Source organism: Leclercia tamurae (assembly GCF_025566055.1).
GTDB lineage: Bacteria > Pseudomonadota > Gammaproteobacteria > Enterobacterales > Enterobacteriaceae > Enterobacter > Enterobacter tamurae.
Map to the genome: position 1 here is coordinate 134,263 of NZ_JAMHKS010000071.1, position 20,974 is coordinate 155,236.

A 20,974-nucleotide genomic window follows, 5' to 3' on the forward strand; every position below is an offset into this window, starting at 1 on the left:
CCGCAGGTTTAATTAACGACGACCTTCAGCAATGGCGGTAACGGCCTGCAGTTCTGCGGCTTCCTGCTCTTGCTGCTCCTGGCGTTCACGAACATCAAGGATCTGGTTGTTGATCAGACCTTCTTCGATTTCACGCAATGCGATAACGGTAGTTTTATCGTTTTCTTCCGGTACCAGTGGATCTTTACCGCCTGACTGCATCTGACGAGCGCGACGCGCGGCGACCAGCACCAGGTCAAAACGGTTACCAATTTTCTCTACAGCGTCCTGAACAGTTACGCGTGCCATACTTAAAATGCTCCACAGATGAAGAAATGACTGGGCATGATACTGAATGTGGGTTCAGTCTGCCAACAGTTTGGTGATTAATGCGTCATGTCGCTGCTTCTGGCGGCTCATGCGCAGACGTTCGGCGCGAAGGATGATTTTGAGATCGCTCAGGGCGGCGTCAAAGTCATCATTCACAATCAGGTAATCATATTCGGCGTAATGGCTCATTTCCGCAACTGCCTGGGCCATACGTTTTGCGATAACCTCTTCGCTGTCCTGGCCGCGGCCACGAAGACGACGGTCCAGCTCATCTTTCGACGGCGGTAAAATAAAGATACTGCGCGAATCAGGCATCTTCTTGCGAATCTGCTCTGCGCCCTGCCAGTCGATATCCAGGAACACGTTTACGCCGGTCGACAGCACCTGCTCAATAGTTTCACGTGAGGTGCCGTAGTAATTACCGAAGACTTCCGCGTGTTCAAGAAACGCATCTCTGCCAATCATCGCTCTGAATTCGTCGTGATCAACAAAGAAATAGTGTTCACCGTGCACCTCACCCGGACGCGGCGCGCGCGTGGTGTGAGAAACCGATACCTGGGTATCGTACAACGGTTGGGTTTTTAACAGCGCCTGAATCAGGCTGGATTTACCCGCGCCACTAGGGGCAGAAACAATATAAAGCGTGCCTTGAGCCATGAGAGTCTTTTGTATGTGTTAGCGAAGAAAGTCCTACATACGGGCTTATTATACACGTCGCCGCTTCGTGACGTAGCCTTTGTCACACTTTTTCCGCTTCTTAGTTGATTTTTGCTCTCCCTTTTCCACTTTTCTCCGTCGTTTGCTGCAACAGAAACAAAGTCCTGATGCGGGCTCGTAAAGTCTGTTTTTGTCTGTCGCCTGCGATGTCATACCGCGTTATACCCTCCGTAAAACAGGGAGGGATAACGATGTGGCGATGTTTTGGTGTACTCATGCTGTTCTGGAGCAGTTGCGGCCTGGCGGTATGCCCGGTCTGGGCACCCGCCCAGGCAGAGCAGGAGATCGCCCGGCTCAGCGCGCAAATAGCCCGCTGGGATAAGGCTTACTGGCAGCAGGGCGTCAGCGACGTAGACGACGAGATATATGACCAGCTGACCGCGCGGCTGAAACAGTGGCGGCACTGCTTTGGCGATGAACCGGCGACAGACGCACTAGTGCCTGCGGGCGGTTCGATCAGGCACCCGGTCAGCCATACCGGGGTATCGAAGGTGGCCGATAAAGCGGCGCTCCGGCAGTGGATGCGTTCGCATCGAGACCTGTGGATCCAGCCTAAGGTGGATGGCGTAGCGGTGACGCTGGTCTACCGCCAGGGGCAACTTGTACAGGCCACCAGCCGGGGTGACGGGCTGAAAGGTGAAGACTGGACGGCAAACGTTAAGCGCATCGCCTCGGTGCCTGCCCGGGTGACGGGCCCGCTCGCCAACAGCGTGTTACAGGGGGAGCTCTTCTTACGTCGCGATAATCATATCCAGCATCAGATGGGCGGCATGAATGCGCGGGCAAAAGTCGCCGGGGCGATGATGCGGCAGGATGCGAGCATTGGGCTGGATCACATCGGCATCTTTATCTGGGCCTGGCCGGACGGTCCTGCCCCGATGGGGGAGCGTCTGCAGGCGTTAACCCGGGCGGGCTTCATCCTGAGCGAATCCTGGACGCAGCCGATCGGTTCAGTGGAGGAGGCTGAAACAATACGCGATCGCTGGCTGAAGTCGCCGCTGCCCTTTGTCACCGATGGTATTGTGATCCGCTCGGCGCAGGAGCCTGCGGGCAAGCGCTGGTTGCCCGGAGACGGTAGCTGGGTGGTGGCATGGAAGTATGCCCCGGCCGCCCGTGTCGCCGAGGTTCGGGCTATCACCTTCGCCGTGGGGCGTACCGGCAGGATCGCGGTGGTCGCCACCCTTGAGCCGGTACAGCTTGATGATAAACGGGTGCAGCGCGTCAATCTGGGGTCGGTGAGGCGCTGGCAGGAACTGGATATTGCGCCGGGCGATCAGGTTCAGATCAGCCTGGCCGGGCAGGGGATCCCGCGGGTGGATAAAGTCGTCTGGCGAGGAACTAACCGACAAAAACCGGTGCCGCCAGCGTCGCGCTTTACGCCGCTGACCTGTTTTTATGCCTCACCGGAATGCCACGAACAGTTTATGGCCCGGCTGGCCTGGCTGAGTTCGTCGTCGGTGTTAAACATCGAAGGGTTGGGTGACGCTGGCTGGCAGGTGCTTCATCAGGCACATCATTTTGAGCACCTGTTTTCGTGGCTGGCGCTCACCCAGGAGCAACTCCAGCATACGCCCGGTCTTTCGGCACAGCGCGGCCTGCGGCTCTGGCATCAGTTCAACCTGGCGCGCCGTCAGCCCTTGCCCCGCTGGCTGGTTGCGCTTGGCGTGCCTCTGCCCCGGGTGGCCATGCGCGCGCTGGGGGATGGTCACTGGCAGCAGTTGCAGAGCAGAGATACGCTACGCTGGCAGCAGGTTCCGGGCATTGGTGTGGAAAAAGCGCGCAGGCTGGGGGAGTTTGTTCATCATCCCACCGTTAACGCCCTAACCTCCTGGCTGAATGAGCAGGGCGTGCAGGGGTTTTAGTGGCTGTCGTGGCGGTAATAAAAGACCGGCAGGCCCAGCTTTAAACGCAGCGCCAGCATACGGGCGGTAAAACCAAACAACAGCGTGGAGATAATCACCACATCCTGATTGCTCACGTAGTGCTGCAGGGCGACATACAACACCGCTGAAGCGAAGGAGACCCCGGCATAGATCTCTTTTTGAAAGACCAGCGGAATGCGTTTGCAGAACATGTCCCGCAGTACGCCGCCAAACACGCCGGTGATCACTGCTGCGATAGTGGCGATAACCGGGCCTTCGCCCATATCCAGCGCGACCTGGGCACCGATAATGGAGAAGACGATCAGGCCGAGCGCATCCAGCACCAGAAACAGACGCCGCAGATGGGGCATCACCGGGGCGACGATGGTGGTCAGTACCGCTGCAACGGCGACGATAATCACATATTCAGGATGCTGTACCCAGCCGAGCGGATAGTGGCCTAGCAGGATATCCCGGACCGAACCCCCGCCCAGCGCCGTCGCCGTGGCAATAATAATGACCCCAAAAGTGTCCATACGACGACGCCCGGCGGCCAGGGCTCCGGTCATGGCCTCAGCGGTGATACCGATCAGATACAGGATGTGCAGCAGCATGTTACCCCCCAACATTAAGGCCGTCAGGGTAACGTTTTGTGGCCGGTCTCACGATTTAGATTTTTTTGTGTGAGTGGCCATTCCTTAGAATAGCTAATGGATGATTGGCTGTGTAAGTGCGATATCAGCTTTTTTAACCCGATATCGCATTAGATTTATTTGGTCTTTACTGCTGCGGTCGGCTAAAAACCTGGCGGAACATCGGTACCAGTATTTTATTACCGGTTTCGCTGAGGTGATTATCGTCGAAGTACCAGGGTTGGAGATTTTTACTGCCCATACAGCGACTCGCGGTACAGAGCCAGGCGGTGGGATCCAGTACCTGAACGCCGCACTCTTTTGCCGCCCGCGCCTGGGCCTGCAAAATGGTCGCGTTCTTTTTCTCGTAGTCCGCCAGAGGAACCGATAAATCGCGGGTAGCTTTGCCGGTCATCAGACGATGGGATAACGTGCGAGGAACGTTACGCGCCATCTCGGGGATCGGGTTCACCAGCCAGACCGGATGCGAGCGATTCAGGGTGCACGCCATTCCGACAATCGCATCTGCATACTGTTGCAGGTACGCCTGCTTGTCTGACGAATGGGTATCGAATTTCACCAGCTGCTGTTCAGCATAATGCGTCAGACGGTTGACGATCACCACCGGCACATCTGACGGATAATCCTGCAGCTTTGAAGGGAGAGAGCGGTTGAATGCGCCGCATCCGTTGCTCTCACCCAGCTCACCTGTCGCCAGCGTCGGGCAGCCAGAATAGGTGATACCGATAACCGAGCCCTTGCCCTGCGCGGCTTCTGCCAGGGCGGTTGCGGTGGCTTCCGCATGGCTGTCGCCAATAATGATGGCGGCAGGCTTACCGGTACCATAAGTGCTTAAGTGCGTTTTCGGGTTAGCAGCATAGTTTTTATTGGTGGCTTCCAGCGCGATTTTATTCACCAACGGATCGGGATGGCTGACAACAATATTGTTTTTAACCAGATAGCTGAACAGCCAGGCGACGACCACGCAGGCAAACAGGATTAACCAGAATGCGCGGGTCGAGCGCTGGTTCAGGTAGTTTTTTCCGGGCTGCTCAATCAATACCCACGAGAGCCATCCGGCGGCAAAAGAGAGCGCAATCGCGCTCATCACCCACAGCCCATTATGCTGTTGTCCGGAATAGATCAGGAATACCGCAATGGGCCAGTGCCATAAGTAGACTGAGTACGAGCTCAGCCCGGCCCAGCGGAAATTGCGGTCAAACAGGCTCACCAGCGGCTGGTAGTCGCTGTAAATCACCAGCATGGCACCCGCGACGGGGAGTAAGGTCAGCGGGCCGGGCCACGCTTGCTCTGCCGTGATGAACACGAGGGATAGCAGGATCAGGGCGTAACCCGCAATTGCCGTAAATGGCCGCAGCCTTAACGGCAGGATAAAACGCTGTGCGGCGTACCAGACCAGCCCGCCACACAGCATCTCCCAGGCGCGATACGGCATCAGGTAAAAGCTGGTGGCCGGGTTTGTAGACGTTTGTGTCATGCTCACCATAAAGGACGCGACGGTGAGGACCAGCAGACAAAGCCCGGTGTTGAGCTTTTTCCTGAGGGGATATAAGCCCATCATAATAAACGGCAATACCAGATAGAATTGCCATTCAACGGATAAAGACCAGGTATGTAAAAACCAGTTCTCATGCGAGTCGAGGGCAAAATAGTCCCCGGTCTCTTTGTTGAGTTTCAGGTTGGAAATAAACAGAGCGGCATAGCCAATATAGTTTCCGAGCTTTTTATACTCATTTGTCGGTAGCCAGAAAAAGGTCGCTACGGCGATAACCAGACACATCGCCAGCAGGGCGGGAATTATTCTTTTGCAGCGCGCGGCATAAAACTGAATAAGGTTAAAGCGGTTGCGTTCCAGGCCGGTGGCGATGATTTTGGTCATCAGAAAACCGGAGATCACGAAAAACACATCCACGCCCGCGAAACCGCCGGGCAGCAGGGTGGCGGTAAAGTGATAAAAAACAACAGAAAGAATGGCTATTCCGCGCAGCAGGTTAATGTCCTGTCTGAAATCACGGTCAACTGAGAGGCTTGAGACGCCCTCTATAGATAAGTTGATGTTTGCCATTAAGTTTCCTGAAAAGAAAGATCAGAATAAGGAATGCGGCCTGCATTCTACCAAAATCAGGAAAAGAGTGCTTATGTTCTGATGCGCCGAAAGCAGACAGTAAATTCTTATGGCGATTAAATGAAAATGGTCCCTTAGCGGGACCATTAATAACAAAATAACGCTGTTACGGCTTATTCGATGTTCTGGATCTGCTCGCGCATTTGTTCAATCAGCACCTTCAATTCAATCGCAGAATTAGTCACTTCGGCGTTAATCGATTTCGACGCCAGGGTGTTCGATTCGCGGTTGAACTCCTGCATCATAAAGTCGAGACGGCGGCCGACGGCCTCTTTCTTCTTCAGGATGTTGTAGGTCTCTTTGACGTGCGCTTCCAGACGGTCCAGCTCTTCGGAAACATCAATACGCTGGGCCATCAGCACCAGTTCCTGCTCGAGACGGTTATTCTCCAGTTGAACTTCGGCGTCTTCCAGCTTGGCCACCAGACGCTCACGCTGCCACTGCAGGATTTCTGGCATATGGGAACGGACTTTCACGACTTCGCCGCTCACGCCTTCCAGACGTTGCTCGATCAGCGCCTTCAGCGCCTGGCCTTCGGTTTCACGGGCCTCGATGAAATCGTCCAGCGTGCCGTCCAGCGCAGAAAGGATCTCAGCGGTAATCGCGTCCAGATCCTGGTCACCAGCCGCCATCACCCCAGGCCAGCGCAGAATATCAACCGGGTTGATTTCGCCTTCGTCGCTCTGCATTTTGACCCAGTTAGCGGCGTTCACCAGCTGTTTAGCCAGTTTCTCGTTGAGGATCAGCTCCCCTTGCGCACTCGCATCGGGTTCAAAACGCAGGTTGCATTCAACCTTACCGCGCGTCAGACGAGAACGGATACGCTCACGAACCACGGGCTCAAGGCTGCGGAACTGCTCAGGCATACGGAAATAGGTTTCAAGATAGCGTTGGTTTACCGAGCGCATTTCCCAGGTAGCGCTGCCCCAGCTACCCTTGATTTCACGGCGGGCGTAGGCGGTCATACTGCGGATCATAGATATTTCCGTTTTTAAGGAGAGATGGGGGGATTATAGCTTTCGGGGCTTTCTCAGGATAGGAATAAGCGCGTTTAATCCGTATAATGCGCAGCCACATTCGTTTCAAGCCGGAGATATCATCATGCGTCCATCAGGTCGTAGCGCCAACCAGGTGCGCCCCGTCACCCTGACCCGTAACTATACAAAACACGCTGAAGGCTCTGTGCTTGTTGAATTTGGTGACACCAAAGTGCTGTGCACCGCCTCCATCGAAGAGGGCGTGCCGCGCTTCCTGAAAGGCCAGGGTCAGGGCTGGATCACTGCCGAGTATGGCATGCTGCCACGCTCCACCCATACCCGTAACGCCCGCGAAGCGGCGAAGGGTAAACAGGGCGGTCGCACCATGGAGATCCAGCGTCTGATCGCCCGTGCGCTGCGCGCAGCGGTTGATCTGAAAACGCTGGGCGAGTTCACCATCACTCTGGACTGCGATGTGATCCAGGCGGATGGCGGCACGCGCACGGCCTCCATTACCGGTGCCTGTGTGGCGCTGGCCGATGCTCTGAACAAACTGGTTGCGGCCGGTAAGCTGAAAGCTAACCCGATGAAAGGTATGGTTGCGGCGGTGTCTGTGGGTATCGTCAAGGGCGAAGCGCTGTGCGATCTGGAGTACGTTGAAGATTCTGCAGCAGAGACCGACATGAACGTGGTGATGACCGAAGACGGTCGTATCATCGAAGTTCAGGGCACCGCAGAAGGTGAGCCGTTTACCCATGAAGAGCTTCTGGCGCTACTGGCGTTAGCCCGAGAGGGAATCGAATCCATCGTAACGACGCAGAAGGCGGCGTTAGGAAATTGATTTTAAAGGCGACTGATGAGTCGCCTTTTTTTTGTCCGTAGAAAAGCAAAGTCAGATGAGGAGTAAACCCATGAAACCCTATCAGCGCCAGTTTATTGAGTTTGCGCTTAGCAAGCAGGTCCTTAATTTTGGCGAATTTACGCTGAAATCCGGGCGCAAGAGCCCCTATTTCTTTAACGCCGGGCTGTTTAATACCGGGCGCGATCTGGCCCTGTTAGGCCGCTTCTATGCCGAGGCGCTGGTGGATTCCGGGATTGAGTTCGACCTGCTGTTTGGCCCTGCCTATAAAGGCATCCCGATTGCTACCACCACCGCGGTAGCGCTGGCGGAGCATCACGATCGCGACGTGCCATACTGCTTTAACCGTAAAGAGGCCAAAACCCACGGCGAAGGCGGGAATCTGGTGGGCAGCGCGCTGCAGGGCCGGGTCATGCTGGTGGATGATGTGATCACCGCGGGTACCGCTATCCGTGAGTCGATGGAGATTATCCAGGCCAACAACGCGACGCTGGCGGGCGTGCTGATCTCGCTGGACCGTCAGGAGCGTGGCCGGGGTGAAATCTCTGCCATTCAGGAAGTGGAGCGCGACTACAGCTGCAAAGTGACCTCAATCATCACCCTGAAAGATCTGATTGCCTATCTGGAAGAGAAGCCGGAGATGGCAGAGAGCCTGGCGGCGGTGCGTGCCTATCGCGAAGCGTACGGCGTCTGAGTTTATTGCCCGGTGGCGCTGTGCTTACCGGGCCTGAATGCTGTTTCCGCTACTGCAATTGCGCGGCGACTAACGGCCAGCGGGCATCAAAATCGTCCGTTGGACGATATTTGAATTCACTGCGCACAAAGCGGGAGAGCATCCCTTCACAGAAGGCCAGCACCTGCCCGGCAAGCAGCGATTCATCAATGCTGTAACCCTCGCCTTCACGCATCTTCTTTTCACGCAATACCTGGCGCAGCTGCGCTTCGATACGTTCGAAAAGCTGGTTAATCCGCCCCTGCAGCCTGTCCTGCTCAAACATCAGCGCGTGGCCGGTCAGGATACGAGTTAACCCCGGATTGCGCTCACCGAAACCGAGGATCAGCTGGACAATCAGACGCAGCCGCGCGGAGGTGTCTTTTTCATCCTTCAGGATCAGGTTGATACGCGTGATCAGACTGTCTTCGATAAACTCGATCAGGCTGTCGAACATTCGCGTTTTGCTGGGGAAATGACGGTACAGCGCCGCTTCCGACACGCCCACCGAGGCGGCCAGTTTCGCGGTGGTGATGCGTTGACTGCCATCGCTGGATTCAAGCATCAGAGCCAGAGATTGAAGTATTTCTTCGCGACGATTCCTTTTCGCAGTTTGTTTTTCTGCCATGTTACAAAATACCCCTGAAAATAAGCACTTGTCAGGCTGACATCCACACAACAACCGCAAACGTCTGTTTGCGGTTTGTTAATACGTTATTAGATTGTGGAATGCGTTTAGCCGGGTTTATTTACGCCCGGAATGGCCGAAGCCGCCTTCACCACGATCGGTGGCGTCAAAGTCTTCTACCAGATTAAATTCAGCTTGTACCACCGGGACGAATACCATCTGGGCAACACGCTCGCCGGGTTGAATGGTGAAGCTGTCCTGACCACGGTTCCAGACGGAGACCATCAGCTGACCCTGATAGTCAGAATCGATCAGTCCCACCAGATTGCCCAGCACAATACCATGCTTATGGCCCAGGCCGGAACGCGGCAGGATCACCGCCGCCAGAGAGGCATCGGCAATGTGAATTGCAAGACCGGTCGGCAATAGCGTGGTGGCGCCCGGTGCCAGCTCTACGGCGGTGTCGAGGCAGGCGCGCAGATCAAGACCGGCAGAGCCGGAAGTGGCATAGGTCGGCAGCGGAAATTCCTGACCAACACGCGGGTCCAGAATCTTAACGTCGATTTTTTTCATCATAACGGGTAACGATCTCGTCCAGTAATAGTTGGCCCAGGAGTTCCTTGCGCTCAAGCGGTAAGACTTTATCTCCATCCTGCCAGAATAGGTGCAGTGCGTTGCTGTCGCTGTTAAATCCTTGGGTGGCCAGCGATACGTCGTTCGCGCAAATCAAATCGAGGTTTTTGCGGGTACGTTTTTGCCGGGCATATTCTTCCACATTATTCGTTTCAGCGGCAAACCCAACAACGTAAGGCCGACGATCTTTTAGCGCGGCGACCCCGGCAACGATATCCGGGTTTTTCACCATTTTTATTGTGATTTCATCGCCTTGCTTTTTAATTTTCTCATCCGCGATGGCCGCTGCACGGTAGTCCGCCACGGCGGCGCAGCCAATAAAAATCTGCTGCTGTTGCGCCTGCGCCTGAACGGCAGCTTCCATCTCCAGCGCGGTGGTCACGTCGATGCGCTGCACCCGCGGCGGCGTCGGCAGCGACACCGGGCCGCTGACCAGCGTGACCCTGGCGCCGCGCTGCGCGGCGGCGGCGGCAATGGCAAAGCCCATCTTGCCGGAGCTTTGGTTGGTGATATAGCGCACCGGATCCAAGGGCTCACGCGTCGGACCCGCGGTAATCATGATGCTGAGATGTTGCAGATCGTTGACAGGTGAAAAATGGCTGGCGGCCAGATCCACAATCGCCAGCGGATCCAGCATGCGGCCCGGGCCGACATCGCCACAGGCCTGGCTGCCGCTGTCCGGCCCCCAGATCTGCAGACCGCGGGAAGCCAGGGTTGCCAGGTTATGCTGGGTGGCCGCGTTGCGGTACATCTGCTGGTTCATGGCAGGCACCACGGCGACCGGCGCCGGGGTAGCCAGGCAGATGGTGGTCACCAGGTCGTTGGCCATGCCAGCAGCCACGCGGGCGATAAGATCGGCGGTGGCCGGGGCGAGGATGACTAAATCCGCCCACTTACCCAGCTCGATATGGCCCATTGCGGCTTCCGCCGCCGGATCGAGCAGGCTGTCAGACACCGGGTAGCCCGAAACGGCCTGCAGGCTCAGTGGGGTAATGAACGCTTTGCCCCCTTCGGTTATTGCCACCCGCACGTCCGCGCCGCGCTCGCGCAAACGGCGCACCAGTTCCGGCGTTTTATAGGCTGCAATGCCGCCGCTGACGCCGAGAACGATTTTTTTACCGGCCAGGCTCATCATGATTCTTTCCTGTTGGGTTCACCAGAGAGGCGGGCATTTTATCACAATCCGAAATGCATCGGGATGTTGTCCATCCGCCACTTTGCGAGGCGTTACGCAAGACCAGAAATCCGCCATCGTGAGGAGCCCGGCTCTGTGGCAGCATAGCCTGACCATGGAGGAGGTGAGTGTATGGAGACAACATCCCCGCAGTTACCGCGGGAAAAAATGCTCGCTGATGGCGCGACGACGCTGACGGACGATGAGCTGCTGGCGCTGTTTCTGCGAACCGGAACGCGAAGTAAAAGTGTGTTCACGCTTTCTAAAGACCTGTTGCAGCATTTCGGCTCTCTGCACGGCTTGCTGACTGCCGAGCTGGCGGCGTTCAGGCGGGTAGACGGGATCGGTATTGCGACCTTTGCCCAGCTCAGAGGCATTGCGGAGCTTGCCCGCCGTTACTACTGCTCGGGGATCAGGCAGGAAAACCCGCTGGAGAATCCGGAGATGACCCGGGAATTTGTGCAAAGCCAGCTGGCGGAAGAGGAGCGAGAGATTTTTATGGTTATTTTCCTCGATAATCAAAATCGGGTCCTGAAACATTCCCGGTTATTTTCGGGGACCCTGAGCCATGTGGAGGTGCATCCACGAGAAATTGTGCGCGAAGCGATAAAAGTGAATGCCGCTGGCGTGATCCTCGCGCATAATCACCCCTCAGGGCGCGCCGAACCGAGCAAAGCCGACAGAGACGTGACCGCACGCATCATGAAATGCTGTCAATTCATGGATATTCGTGTTCTTGACCATCTGGTGATAGGCCGCGGAGAGTACGTTTCGTTTGCCGAACGTGGATGGATTTAAGCCATTTCTCGCGATCCATCGGGATCTTTGTCTGTTCGGGACTTGAGCACATCCGCGAGTCAGCGTATACTACGCCACCTTTGAGAATCTCGGGTTTGGCAATTGGGCCTGGCAATCGATGGTTCACTTAGAACTACGCGATGACTGGGCTGTAAAGCCTGACGAGGCGCCGATACCCCATACGAAGCTCGAGCTAATTTGATTTTTGGAGAATAGACATGTCCCGAGTCTGCCAAGTTACTGGCAAGCGTCCGGTGACCGGTAACAACCGTTCCCACGCACTGAACGCGACTAAACGCCGTTTCCTGCCGAACCTGCACTCTCACCGTTTCTGGGTTGAGAGCGAGAAGCGTTTTGTCACCCTGCGTGTATCTGCTAAAGGTATGCGTGTTATTGATAAGAAAGGCATCGATACAGTTCTGTCCGAACTGCGTGCCCGTGGCGAAAAGTACTAAGTACTTAACGAGGAAATAAATCATGGCTAAAGGTATTCGTGAGAAAATCAAGCTGGTTTCTTCTGCTGGTACAGGTCACTTCTACACCACCACGAAGAACAAACGTACTAAGCCGGAAAAACTGGAACTGAAAAAGTTCGATCCAGTTGTACGCCAGCACGTACTGTACAAAGAAGCTAAAATTAAATAATTTTAGAGTCCTTGTACTGAAAAACCCCGCAACTGCGGGGTTTTTTGCATTCTGCATCTCAACGGAGGAACCATGCCTGAATTACCTGAGGTAGAGACCAGCCGCCGTGGCATTGAGCCTCACCTGGTCGGTGCGACCATTCTTCACGCTGTTGTCCGCAACGGTCGTCTCCGCTGGCCGGTTTCTGATGAGATCCACGCCCTGAGCGACAAACCCGTTCTCAGCGTCCAGCGCCGCGCGAAGTACCTGCTGCTGGAGCTGCCGGATGGCTGGATCATTATCCATCTGGGGATGTCCGGGAGCCTGCGTATCCTCACTGAAGAGCTGCCCGCGGAAAAGCACGATCATGTCGACCTGGTGATGAGCAACGGCAAAGTGCTGCGCTATACCGATCCCCGCCGCTTTGGCGCCTGGTTGTGGACCAAAGAGCTGGAAGGGCACAACGTGCTGGCGCATCTGGGGCCGGAGCCGCTCTCGGATGATTTTGACGCGGAATACCTGAAAGCGAAGTGCGCGAAGAAGAAAACCCCGATAAAACCCTGGCTGATGGATAACAAGCTGGTGGTCGGCGTGGGTAACATCTACGCCAGTGAATCGCTCTTTGCTGCCGGGATCCATCCCGATCGCCTCGCTTCCTCGCTTTCCGCGCAAGAGTGCGAGCTGTTAGTCAGGGTGATTAAAGCGGTGCTGCTTCGTTCGATTGAGCAGGGCGGAACCACCCTGAAGGACTTCCTGCAGAGCGATGGTAAGCCGGGCTACTTTGCTCAGGAGCTGCAGGTCTATGGCCGTAAGGATGCGCCATGTCGGGTCTGCGGCGCGCCGATAGTGGCGACCAAGCATGCTCAGCGTGCCACCTTCTACTGCCGTCAGTGCCAGAAGTGATACGTAGGCCGGGCAAGCGCAGCGCCGCCCGGCAAGAAGGCAGGAACTACTTCAGCTTGTCCATCAATGCCTGATGAACCACCGCGGGTAAGAAATGGGTGACATCCCCCGCGTGGCGTGCCACCTCTTTCACCAGCGAAGAGGAGATAAACGACCACTCTTTGGATGGCATCAGAAAGACGCTCTCCAGCTCGGGCATCAGATGGCGGTTCATGTGCGCCAGCTGCATCTCATATTCAAAGTCGGCCACCGCACGTAGGCCGCGGATCAGGATGTTCGCCTGCTGAGCGCGGGCAAAGTTCGCCATCAGGTCGCTAAAGCCCACCACGTCCACATTAGGCAGGTGCGCGGTAGCGGCTTTCGCAAGGGCCACCCGTTCCTCAAGGTCAAACAGCGGCTTTTTGCTGGGGCTGGCGGCAATCGCCAGAATCACCGTATCAAACATGCTTGCGGCACGGGTGACGATGTCAATGTGACCGTTGGTGATGGGATCGAAGGTACCCGGATAGATCGCTTTTGTGCTCATGGCTCACGCTTTCTCTGAGTAGCCGCGGTTCAGCGCCCACAGCTCGGTGTATTTATTAAAAGTATACTGGGCGTTAACCACCGCCAGTAACCAACCCTGTTTACCGTCCAGCACGCCACCACGCAGCAACAGCGTCTTCAGGAACGCCCCTGCGGTGTGGCTGAAAATACCCGCCAGCGAGGTTGTCTTACCCCGCTGATGACGCTCCTGAGCCCAGGCCGTGGCGTAATTAAGCTGTTTGCGCTGGAAGCTGGCGAAATCACGGCAGGTGAGATGCAGCAGATCGCCGTCGAGGGCAATCACCGGCGCCTTGCCGTAGTCCAGGGATTCATGTACCAGATTATCGTTGTACTGATAGCGCGCGCGTGGGTAGAGACGCATCACCCGATCGGGATACCAGCCGCTGTGACGCATAAAGCGACCCAGGAAGTAGTTGCGTCGGGCGATGCTGTAGACGGCCTCGGGTTGAGGTGCAGCCAGCACGTTCTGGATGGCCTGGTGCAGTTCCGGGGTAACGCGCTCGTCGGTGTCGATCATCAACACATAATCGCCGGTGGCGAATTGTTGTGCACGCTGGCGCTGAATGCCATAACCCTGCCAGTCGGGATTGCTATAGACCTGCACCCCGGCCGCGCGGGCGACCTCCACCGTGGCATCGATACTGCCGGAATCAAGCAGAACGATCTCATCGGCCCAGGCTACAGAGGCGAGGCAATCTGGCAGCAGGTCAGCGGCGTTTTTGGCGATCATCACGACCGACAGACGCGCAGACATTAATGGCTCCGTACGGGCAGGTAAGGTTGCAGAAGTTGCAGCAGGCGGGTCAATGCCCCCTGATTCTGGTGCAGCACTTCGACAGCGTGACGGCCATACCACAGACGATAGTCTTCGTCAGTCAGCAGGGTGGAAACTTCCTTCACGATCGAGTTGGCATCGGTGACCGTAATCAGACCGTCGGCCTGCTGCAGCTTGGCGCAGATATCTTTGAAGTTGAAGGTGTGCGGCCCCATCAGCACAGGAATAGCGTGCGCTGCCGGCTCCAGCGGATTATGCCCGCCGCGCTCCACGAGGCTGCCACCGACAAAGGCCAGATCGGCAATGCCGTACAGCATCATCAACTCGCCCATGGTATCGCCAATGACTACCTGGGTGCTGGTCGACGGGATTTCACCGCTGCTGCGCATGATGAAGCTGAATCCGCCTTTCTGCACCATGTCGCGGGCATCTTTAAAACGCTCAGGATGACGTGGCACCAGAATTAACAGCAGATCCGGGAAGCTTTCCAGAAGCTGACGATGTGCCTGGAGGATAATCTCTTCTTCGCCGTCGTGGGTGCTGGTGGCGATCCACACTTTACGGCGCGGCGCCCACTGGCGACGCAGGGTGATTGCCCGGGCAGCCAGTTCCGGCGTCACTGAAATATCAAACTTCAGGCTACCGGTGACCGCCAGCTGATTGCGCTTCAGGCCCAGCGACAGGAATCGCGCGCCGTCTTCTTCATTCTGGGCGGCGATCAGGGTGATTTTACTCAGCAGGCGACGCATAAATTTGCCCAGCTTGCCGTATCCCTTCGCAGAGCGTTCTGACAGACGGGCATTGGCCACTACCAGCGGAATTTTACGGCTGTGCAGGGCGGAAATCATGTTCGGCCACAGTTCGGTTTCCATCACGATCACCAGCTTAGGGCGCACGGTATTGAGGAAACGGTTCATGGCGCAGGGTAAATCGTAAGGCAGATAGACGTGATGAACGTCTTTGCCAAAGGCGGACATGGCGCGTTCGGAGCCGGTTGGCGTCATGGTGGTGACGGTGATCGGCAACGACGGATAACGGTGGCGCAGGGCGCGGACCAGCGGAATGGCCGCCAGCGTTTCACCCACGGACACGGAGTGGAGCAGGATACCGTCCGGCGCAACTTTGTTGCGGCAGAAACCATAGCGTTCAGCCCAGCGTTTACGGTAGGCAGGCGCTTTACGGCTACGTAGCAGCAGTCGTAGCCACACCAGTGGCTGAATAATATAGAGCAGAGCGGTATACAACAATTCCAAGCGATTATCCGTTTTTCAGTTTCGGCGGGCAAATTCTAAGCATTTAGACCGTTTAAAGCTATCCCTTTGGCGCTTTTGCTCAGCCATTTGCCTGCGTTACGTGCGTTCGCAGATAAAAAAACGGGCATTAGATGCCCGTTTAATGATTTCTGCTTAACGTTCCGCTTCCGGCAGTTCGTTCAGATGGTAGGTGACGCGCTCTGACAGGCCGCGAATATCACCCCCGGTGATGTAGTAGCTGTCATCTTTCTGATTCGGGTTACTGACCGCGTAGCCCAGCATCTTATTGATCAGTGTCGCCATCTGGTAGTGATTGAGCGGGACCTGCTGACTGATAGCGCTCATCGCATACGTCGGATCGTTACTGAAGTAGAGGAACGGCACCTGAGCAATCGGCATCTCAACAATCGAGTGGCCGAACAGCCCGCCATCACCAACGCGCTCGCCGTGATCCGAGGTAACAAATACCAGTACCGGCAGTTTTGATTTCGCCATCGCGGTACGGATCGCCGAGGCCAGCTCTTTGTCGTACAGGCGCACGGCATCATCGTACTCATTTTTCTTCTGCGCCACGTCGTCACTCAGGCGTGGGGTAGAGAATTTCGCGAAGCCCTGCGGGATGTTGCGCTCATAAGGAATATGCGGCGCGCGGCTGTTCAGCACCATCAGGAAAGGTTTGTTCCAGTCCAGCTTCGCCTGCTCAACGGAAGGGGTCAGCACCACATCGGCACCCACGTCCGGTGCCGGGCGGATCTGCGTATCTTCCCACAGGTCGATATCGTGGATACCAATCCAGTTGCTCAGCCCTTCCAGACCCTGGGCAGAGATAAACGCTGTCTGGTAGCCCTGCTTTTTGGCATTGGTGAAGATGTTGGTCGACTTCGACTTATAGGCGGCGTAGTTGTCCGGCTCGCGCAGGTTGTTGACCAGCATCGGGATCGCCACACGGGTTGAGACCGCGTTCGAGACGATCAGTCGGCCCGTCCCCTGATACTGCTCCATCAGGGCTTTCAGTTCTGGCGTGGTGTCGCGCTCGTAGCCCAGGGCGCTGACATGATGCGGGTTGAGGCTTTCGCCAATCGCCAGGATGATGGAGTATTTCCCGGCGTGGCTGCCCTCCACCGGCGTGACCTTATAGGGCTCATAGTGCGTGATGCTCTGGTTTTCGCCGGAAAGGGCTTCCGGGATCAGGCGAATGGCGCTGTAACTCATGGCCGACAGACCATTGCGCAGTAAAGAGTGGCGCAGATCCGGGTTGAATTTATACATCTGCCCGTCGATGGCTTTATAGAACTGACCCGCAAACATCACCACGATAGCCAGCAGGCACGGCATCGCCACCCACTTATGCCACTGCGGCGCCAGACGACGGGTAAAGACCAGCGCAAAGATCACCGCGACGGCCATGATGGCAAAGTAGATCCCAAGCGATCCCAGACTGTCGGTAATGCCGCTGGCGATATCTTTGGTTTCGACAAAGGCCAGCCACACTTCACTCGGGCCATAAAACTGGCCGTAGAACTGGTAATACACCGCTTCTGATATCTGCACGATAAAGGTCACTGCCAGCAGCAGACGGGTCAGGAAATAGCGGGCGCTGATAGCTGCCAGCAGGGAAATAATCAGATACAGCGACATGTCGCTGGATTTCGGCTGATAGACATGGTCTTTCAGCAGGATGATGATTTCACACAGTGAAAACAGCACCAGGAAAGCCAGCGTGAGTATCACGGTGCGCAGAATATTGCGGCGCGGCGTGAGTGACGATTGTGAGGATGTTTTAAACATGAACGGACTCAAGGTTACTTAAAACTTTTTAGTCAGCGGGCGAATGGCTTTACCGAAACCAAAGCGCAATGCACGAACCAGGGTTGGGCGTTTATGCAGTCCTTTACGCCAGATATCCTCAAACAGGCTCAACCAGCGCGCGGCTACCGCTTCGCGGGAATAAACCTGCAGACGTTTGTCGCCCTGCTCGCGCATCTGACGATAGAGTTCAGGGGAGTTTTTCAGCCGCATGATGGCATCGAAGGCTTCATCCGGCGTTTTGGCGATCAGGTAGTCGAACTCGCTTTCGCGGATCGCGCGGTAAGAAGGCTCGTCGTCGCAGATCATCACCGTTTTACCCAGCCAGTTGTTAATCAGCTTGCTGGCAGGTTTGCGCGCCAGTTTATGGTCGTGTGATTTGCGGAAACTGATACAGACGTCCACGTCCTGGTAGTTGGTCCAGTTATCGAAGGAGATACGCAGATCGATGCCCTGTTCAGCAAGACGCTGTCTGAACTCGTCGCTCTGGAATGCCTCCGGGAAGCTGTCCACGCGGCCAAAAAAGGCCACGGTTTTGACGGTTTCATCGGTACGTACACGCGGTTTAACCCCCGGCTGCGGCCAGTAGGGAACAAAAACGCCGTTGCTGCGGTTATCGGCTTCCGGGTTCTGATCCACCACCACATCAGCACCAATCACCGGTGGGCGGTCGGCGCGGGCAACGACGGTCACGCCACGCCAGGGTTTGACGCGCGATCCAAAATCATCGTTATGCATCAGATTGATGGCATCCGGGCGACACTCCGAACCAAACGAACACTCGATGTCATCACCGTAATAGTGTTTCAACGCCAGGGTGGTCTGGAACGTCCAGCCGCCGCGACCGCCGCAGTAAAAACGCTCCGGGATGGTATCGGGATTGACGCGGTTATCCAGCAGCGTCTGGAAATCTGCATAGTTTTTGGCGATAAAATCAGCGCGGGAGACCGCGTGTAATTTAAGTTTGCTCATAATATTCGTTAGCCGATGATTTTTTTAAGGCGGAAGTAACGACGTCCCAGACGCCAGCGCTGACGCAAACCCCGCGCGTTTTGCCAGATCATCGACCAGATGCCGCGATCGAACAGTTCCTGGGTGATTTCGCGTTTTTTCGCGCTGTCTTCGATATTATTAATGCTGTGCAGAATCCCCAACCCCTCTTTGGCAATCTGCCACCGGCAGGCCGGAACACGCTTCACCTGGTCCGGATAGCGTTTATTGATGGCATCCAGCATTTCGAGGATTTTCATATAATGGCGTGACGAGCGCATCCGCGTATCGTCGGTGCCTGGCGTGTGCGAGACCGAGGCAGAGTGGATTAGATAGTCATAATAGACTTCATCCACATACTGTACGCGTTTGGCCGTCAGCAGCACTTCCGTGGTCCAGGGAATATCCTGATGACGCAGACCATGCTCGAAGGTAAAACCCTGCGCTTTGATAAAGGCGTGGCGATAGATATTCAGCCAGGTGACATGCAGGAATTTGCGCGAGGTCAGCGCCATCTGCAGCCAGTCGGGACCGTCCAGCACGCCGGTCGAGGCCAGTTTGTCTGACGGGAAAATCTTTTTCGACGGGCGACCGTCGTCATAAATATAGTTACCGTTGCAGGTCGCCACATCCAGCTGGCCCGCGAAGGCAATATCCAACAGGCGCTGATACATGCCTGGGTAAATAACGTCATCAATATCGGGGAAGGCGACGTATTGACCCGTCGCTACGGCTAGACCGGTATTGCGTGCGGCCGATACGCCGCCATTAGGCTGATCGATTATCCGGAAATGGCTAAATTTGTCGGCATAGCCGGCAATCATTTCCACTGAGCGATCCGTTGAGCCGTCATTAACAATGATGAGTTCCAGGCTCGATAAATTCTGCTGTTTAATGCTGTCAAAAAAAGCGCTCAGGAATTTTTCGCCATTAAAAACGGCAACGATGAGGCTTAATTGAGGCGTTTCAGACATGCTTTCTCCGTAAAAATACGCAGCAATAAAAAGGGTATAACGAGGCCATTTGCTGGCAATTCGACAGCCGACGGGCTAAAGCGTTCCACGCCAGGGTGATTATTCCCCTGGCGTGCCAGATTTATCAGGACGTTTGCTTTTCGGTGTTTGCAGGGCGCAGAGCGCACATGCCAACCAGCAAACCGGTCAGCAACATATACTGCTCCAGATAGTGATCCTTGAGGTTGTGATCGACCATGGTTCGGCAGAAGAAGCCGACGGTAAAGAGCAGCAGGAACATTCCCACCATCATTTTGCCGCGACGGAACTCACGCCAGCCGATATACCAGCAGCCCACCAGCAGGATCAGCCAGCCCGCGATGCCAGCAAAACCGTTCTGAATACCAAATTCAATCAGGCCGTAGTGGCTGTGAGGAATATTAATCCGGTTATCCTGGGTATCCCGGCGCAGCACGTAGCGGAAGGCCTCTTTTTTAGCCCCTACGCCTGCCGGATGTTCGGCAATCAGGTTCCAGCCCTGATGGAAGAAGCTGGCCCGGCATCCGTTGGAGTGGTTCATAGGTACACCCAGACTGTTAACCGGTACCGCTCCGTCTGTTTTATTATAACAAAAGCTTGTGAAGGGGGCGTTCCATCCAGCAATGGCATCACTTTCAAGGGTTTGCCAGCGCGGATCGGTTTTCCATGAGGCGTAACCGAGCAGCGCAGAGGCAATAATAAGACCAACCAGAATGCCACCAGTGACGACGACACGACTGCGGCGCATGCTGTGCAGGCTCAACAGGATAAAGGTTGAGAACAGGCTGCCGACCAGACCGATAGTGCCCCAGCGGGTATCCACCAGCGCGGTACACAGCAGATTACTTAACAGTATTAACGCCAGCATCGGTGTATTCAGGCGCAGGAAACGTTGATGTAACAGACCGCGCGCCAGCAACTCGGCCATGATAAAGCCGGTAATCATATTGACCTGGAAGCTCATGCGGGTGCGGTTATAGACGATCCGCGTTTCGCCCCAGTGGATAACCCCATCGCGCCAGTAGAGCCAGACAGTATCAAGCAAATGTACGCAGACCACGCCCCAGAAGAAAAGGATCACCAGCGTAAAGAAGCGGGCGGCGGACATGGAGGGGAATGTTCTCTGGATCGCCGGCAATAATACCAGGCCAGCGCAGAACAGTAATACCGGGCGTAACCACTGGCCACTCCAGGCAGAAACCATTTCTTTTATGTCCGGGGCGACAAAAAAGCCATTAATCAGAATAAAGAAAGTTAACGCCCATATCACAATAAGAACGAACTTAATTTTGCTTAAATCCAGCCGTTGTCTGGTTGTTATTCCGCTAAAAAACAGGCCAAGCGCCACGGCGACAATGGGATAAATCAATCCATTGCGGTGAAACGGCAGCTGATCGTTGGGAATAGGCCAGATAAAACATAAAGCCAGTACAGCAAGGACTAACAGGCCTGTCAGAATGTTACGAGTATTTGTCATATATTTTGGGCTGGTTAAGGATTTCTCGGTTCTTGACCGGCTGGTTAACAACGCTGTGAGCCATCTCCACGGTTTTTCCATGGGAAATAAAAAGCCAGAGAAAACTATCACAAATGCCTGACCTACAGAAGGACAATGTTTGTAAGCAAGAATAATCCGTT

The 20,974-nt window shown here is 55.5% G+C and carries 22 protein-coding genes; 7 read left to right on the forward strand and 15 right to left on the reverse strand.

Translation table 11 applies throughout. From position 1 onward, the window contains the following. Positions 1 to 12: 12 nt before the first annotated feature. Complete coding sequence (gene rpoZ / locus M8318_RS09615; protein WP_032615688.1) at positions 13 to 288, reverse strand: DNA-directed RNA polymerase subunit omega; 276 nt, start codon at positions 286 to 288, stop codon at positions 13 to 15. Positions 289 to 342: 54 nt separating this feature from the next. After that, positions 343 to 966 carry a guanylate kinase gene (gene gmk, locus M8318_RS09620; protein WP_166181116.1) on the reverse strand — a complete coding sequence of 208 codons (624 nt, stop codon included), beginning with the start codon at positions 964 to 966 and terminating at the stop codon, positions 343 to 345. Positions 967 to 1,217: 251 nt separating this feature from the next. Here gmk and ligB point away from each other — a divergent pair, with 251 nt between their 5' ends. Further along, on the forward strand, positions 1,218 to 2,888 hold the full coding sequence (ligB, locus tag M8318_RS09625) for an NAD-dependent DNA ligase LigB (protein ID WP_262662245.1): 1,671 nt from the start codon (positions 1,218 to 1,220) through the stop codon (positions 2,886 to 2,888). Here the strand turns inward: ligB and M8318_RS09630 are convergent. The 3 genes from M8318_RS09630 to M8318_RS09640 form a co-directional block, all read right to left on the reverse strand. After that, positions 2,885 to 3,502, reverse strand: coding sequence for a trimeric intracellular cation channel family protein (locus M8318_RS09630; protein ID WP_262662247.1), 618 nt, complete (start codon positions 3,500 to 3,502; stop codon positions 2,885 to 2,887). The genes ligB and M8318_RS09630 overlap by 4 nt on opposite strands. A gap of 166 nt (positions 3,503 to 3,668) precedes the next feature. Continuing rightward, a complete protein-coding gene (locus M8318_RS09635; RefSeq protein WP_262662249.1) occupies positions 3,669 to 5,606 on the reverse strand; it encodes an acyltransferase family protein in 1,938 nt (645 codons plus the stop codon). A gap of 173 nt (positions 5,607 to 5,779) precedes the next feature. Next, positions 5,780 to 6,643, reverse strand: coding sequence for a YicC/YloC family endoribonuclease (locus M8318_RS09640; RefSeq protein ID WP_262662251.1), 864 nt, complete (start codon positions 6,641 to 6,643; stop codon positions 5,780 to 5,782). A 124-nt stretch (positions 6,644 to 6,767) separates the two neighbouring features. On the opposite strand from M8318_RS09640, the gene rph reads away from it, so the two are divergent. Together rph and pyrE are read left to right on the forward strand one after the other, a co-directional pair. Beyond that, complete coding sequence (gene rph / locus M8318_RS09645) at positions 6,768 to 7,484, forward strand: ribonuclease PH (RefSeq protein ID WP_262662253.1); 717 nt, start codon at positions 6,768 to 6,770, stop codon at positions 7,482 to 7,484. 70 nt (positions 7,485 to 7,554) lie between these two features. Continuing rightward, entirely contained in the window at positions 7,555 to 8,196 is a 642-nt protein-coding gene (gene pyrE / locus M8318_RS09650; protein WP_262662255.1) for an orotate phosphoribosyltransferase, read from the forward strand. 49 nt (positions 8,197 to 8,245) lie between these two features. On the opposite strand, the gene slmA is transcribed toward pyrE, so the two are convergent. The 3 genes from slmA to coaBC form a co-directional block, all read right to left on the reverse strand. Next, positions 8,246 to 8,842, reverse strand: coding sequence for a nucleoid occlusion factor SlmA (gene slmA / locus M8318_RS09655; RefSeq protein ID WP_262662256.1), 597 nt, complete (start codon positions 8,840 to 8,842; stop codon positions 8,246 to 8,248). Between the two features lie 117 nt (positions 8,843 to 8,959). Beyond that, a complete protein-coding gene (gene dut / locus M8318_RS09660) occupies positions 8,960 to 9,418 on the reverse strand; it encodes a dUTP diphosphatase (RefSeq protein ID WP_262662258.1) in 459 nt (152 codons plus the stop codon). Then, on the reverse strand, positions 9,396 to 10,607 hold the full coding sequence (coaBC, locus tag M8318_RS09665) for a bifunctional phosphopantothenoylcysteine decarboxylase/phosphopantothenate--cysteine ligase CoaBC (protein WP_262662377.1): 1,212 nt from the start codon (positions 10,605 to 10,607) through the stop codon (positions 9,396 to 9,398). Before coaBC ends, dut begins: the two co-directional genes overlap by 23 nt. 174 nt (positions 10,608 to 10,781) lie before the next feature. Between coaBC and radC the strand changes: the two genes are divergently transcribed. From radC to mutM, 4 genes are all read left to right on the forward strand, one after another. Then, complete coding sequence (gene radC / locus M8318_RS09670) at positions 10,782 to 11,447, forward strand: RadC family protein (RefSeq protein ID WP_262662260.1); 666 nt, start codon at positions 10,782 to 10,784, stop codon at positions 11,445 to 11,447. A 218-nt stretch (positions 11,448 to 11,665) separates the two neighbouring features. Next, positions 11,666 to 11,902 (forward strand): 50S ribosomal protein L28, encoded by a 237-nt coding sequence (gene rpmB / locus M8318_RS09675; protein WP_002436699.1) that lies wholly within the window; start codon positions 11,666 to 11,668, stop codon positions 11,900 to 11,902. Between the two features lie 22 nt (positions 11,903 to 11,924). Beyond that, a complete protein-coding gene (gene rpmG / locus M8318_RS09680; protein ID WP_003024094.1) occupies positions 11,925 to 12,092 on the forward strand; it encodes a 50S ribosomal protein L33 in 168 nt (55 codons plus the stop codon). 72 nt (positions 12,093 to 12,164) lie between these two features. Next, on the forward strand, positions 12,165 to 12,974 hold the full coding sequence (gene mutM, locus M8318_RS09685) for a bifunctional DNA-formamidopyrimidine glycosylase/DNA-(apurinic or apyrimidinic site) lyase (protein ID WP_262662265.1): 810 nt from the start codon (positions 12,165 to 12,167) through the stop codon (positions 12,972 to 12,974). Positions 12,975 to 13,020: 46 nt separating this feature from the next. Here mutM and coaD read toward each other — a convergent pair whose 3' ends face one another. From coaD to M8318_RS09720, 7 genes are all read right to left on the reverse strand, one after another. Continuing rightward, positions 13,021 to 13,500 carry a pantetheine-phosphate adenylyltransferase gene (gene coaD / locus M8318_RS09690; protein WP_077226466.1) on the reverse strand — a complete coding sequence of 160 codons (480 nt, stop codon included), beginning with the start codon at positions 13,498 to 13,500 and terminating at the stop codon, positions 13,021 to 13,023. 3 nt (positions 13,501 to 13,503) lie between these two features. Next, positions 13,504 to 14,274, reverse strand: coding sequence for a glycosyltransferase family 2 protein (locus tag M8318_RS09695; protein WP_262662267.1), 771 nt, complete (start codon positions 14,272 to 14,274; stop codon positions 13,504 to 13,506). Next, positions 14,274 to 15,548 (reverse strand): lipid IV(A) 3-deoxy-D-manno-octulosonic acid transferase, encoded by a 1,275-nt coding sequence (waaA, locus tag M8318_RS09700; protein WP_262662268.1) that lies wholly within the window; start codon positions 15,546 to 15,548, stop codon positions 14,274 to 14,276. The genes M8318_RS09695 and waaA overlap by 1 nt, the downstream gene beginning before the upstream one ends. Positions 15,549 to 15,701: 153 nt before the next feature. Next, a complete protein-coding gene (locus tag M8318_RS09705; RefSeq protein ID WP_262662269.1) occupies positions 15,702 to 17,336 on the reverse strand; it encodes a sulfatase-like hydrolase/transferase in 1,635 nt (544 codons plus the stop codon). Between the two features lie 18 nt (positions 17,337 to 17,354). Then, complete coding sequence (locus tag M8318_RS09710; protein WP_262662270.1) at positions 17,355 to 18,326, reverse strand: glycosyltransferase; 972 nt, start codon at positions 18,324 to 18,326, stop codon at positions 17,355 to 17,357. Between the two features lie 8 nt (positions 18,327 to 18,334). Then, complete coding sequence (locus M8318_RS09715) at positions 18,335 to 19,318, reverse strand: glycosyltransferase (protein WP_262662271.1); 984 nt, start codon at positions 19,316 to 19,318, stop codon at positions 18,335 to 18,337. 124 nt (positions 19,319 to 19,442) lie between these two features. Continuing rightward, positions 19,443 to 20,813 carry an O-antigen ligase family protein gene (locus M8318_RS09720; protein ID WP_332018615.1) on the reverse strand — a complete coding sequence of 457 codons (1,371 nt, stop codon included), beginning with the start codon at positions 20,811 to 20,813 and terminating at the stop codon, positions 19,443 to 19,445. Positions 20,814 to 20,974 lie beyond the last annotated feature (161 nt).

What these genes read in the sequence shown, in the direction of transcription:
- rpoZ (WP_032615688.1), bottom strand. Translation starts at nt 288, where the DNA reads ATGGCACGCGTAACTGTTCAGGACGCTGTAGAGAAAATTGGTAACCGT.
- gmk (WP_166181116.1), bottom strand. Translation starts at nt 966, where the DNA reads ATGGCTCAAGGCACGCTTTATATTGTTTCTGCCCCTAGTGGCGCGGGT.
- ligB (WP_262662245.1), top strand. Translation starts at nt 1,218, where the DNA reads ATGTGGCGATGTTTTGGTGTACTCATGCTGTTCTGGAGCAGTTGCGGC.
- M8318_RS09630 (WP_262662247.1), bottom strand. Translation starts at nt 3,502, where the DNA reads ATGCTGCTGCACATCCTGTATCTGATCGGTATCACCGCTGAGGCCATG.
- M8318_RS09635 (WP_262662249.1), bottom strand. Translation starts at nt 5,606, where the DNA reads ATGGCAAACATCAACTTATCTATAGAGGGCGTCTCAAGCCTCTCAGTT.
- M8318_RS09640 (WP_262662251.1), bottom strand. Translation starts at nt 6,643, where the DNA reads ATGATCCGCAGTATGACCGCCTACGCCCGCCGTGAAATCAAGGGTAGC.
- rph (WP_262662253.1), top strand. Translation starts at nt 6,768, where the DNA reads ATGCGTCCATCAGGTCGTAGCGCCAACCAGGTGCGCCCCGTCACCCTG.
- pyrE (WP_262662255.1), top strand. Translation starts at nt 7,555, where the DNA reads ATGAAACCCTATCAGCGCCAGTTTATTGAGTTTGCGCTTAGCAAGCAG.
- slmA (WP_262662256.1), bottom strand. Translation starts at nt 8,842, where the DNA reads ATGGCAGAAAAACAAACTGCGAAAAGGAATCGTCGCGAAGAAATACTT.
- dut (WP_262662258.1), bottom strand. Translation starts at nt 9,418, where the DNA reads ATGATGAAAAAAATCGACGTTAAGATTCTGGACCCGCGTGTTGGTCAG.
- coaBC (WP_262662377.1), bottom strand. Translation starts at nt 10,607, where the DNA reads ATGAGCCTGGCCGGTAAAAAAATCGTTCTCGGCGTCAGCGGCGGCATT.
- radC (WP_262662260.1), top strand. Translation starts at nt 10,782, where the DNA reads ATGGAGACAACATCCCCGCAGTTACCGCGGGAAAAAATGCTCGCTGAT.
- rpmB (WP_002436699.1), top strand. Translation starts at nt 11,666, where the DNA reads ATGTCCCGAGTCTGCCAAGTTACTGGCAAGCGTCCGGTGACCGGTAAC.
- rpmG (WP_003024094.1), top strand. Translation starts at nt 11,925, where the DNA reads ATGGCTAAAGGTATTCGTGAGAAAATCAAGCTGGTTTCTTCTGCTGGT.
- mutM (WP_262662265.1), top strand. Translation starts at nt 12,165, where the DNA reads ATGCCTGAATTACCTGAGGTAGAGACCAGCCGCCGTGGCATTGAGCCT.
- coaD (WP_077226466.1), bottom strand. Translation starts at nt 13,500, where the DNA reads ATGAGCACAAAAGCGATCTATCCGGGTACCTTCGATCCCATCACCAAC.
- M8318_RS09695 (WP_262662267.1), bottom strand. Translation starts at nt 14,274, where the DNA reads ATGTCTGCGCGTCTGTCGGTCGTGATGATCGCCAAAAACGCCGCTGAC.
- M8318_RS09705 (WP_262662269.1), bottom strand. Translation starts at nt 17,336, where the DNA reads ATGTTTAAAACATCCTCACAATCGTCACTCACGCCGCGCCGCAATATT.
- M8318_RS09710 (WP_262662270.1), bottom strand. Translation starts at nt 18,326, where the DNA reads ATGAGCAAACTTAAATTACACGCGGTCTCCCGCGCTGATTTTATCGCC.
- M8318_RS09715 (WP_262662271.1), bottom strand. Translation starts at nt 19,318, where the DNA reads ATGTCTGAAACGCCTCAATTAAGCCTCATCGTTGCCGTTTTTAATGGC.
- M8318_RS09720 (WP_332018615.1), bottom strand. Translation starts at nt 20,813, where the DNA reads ATGACAAATACTCGTAACATTCTGACAGGCCTGTTAGTCCTTGCTGTA.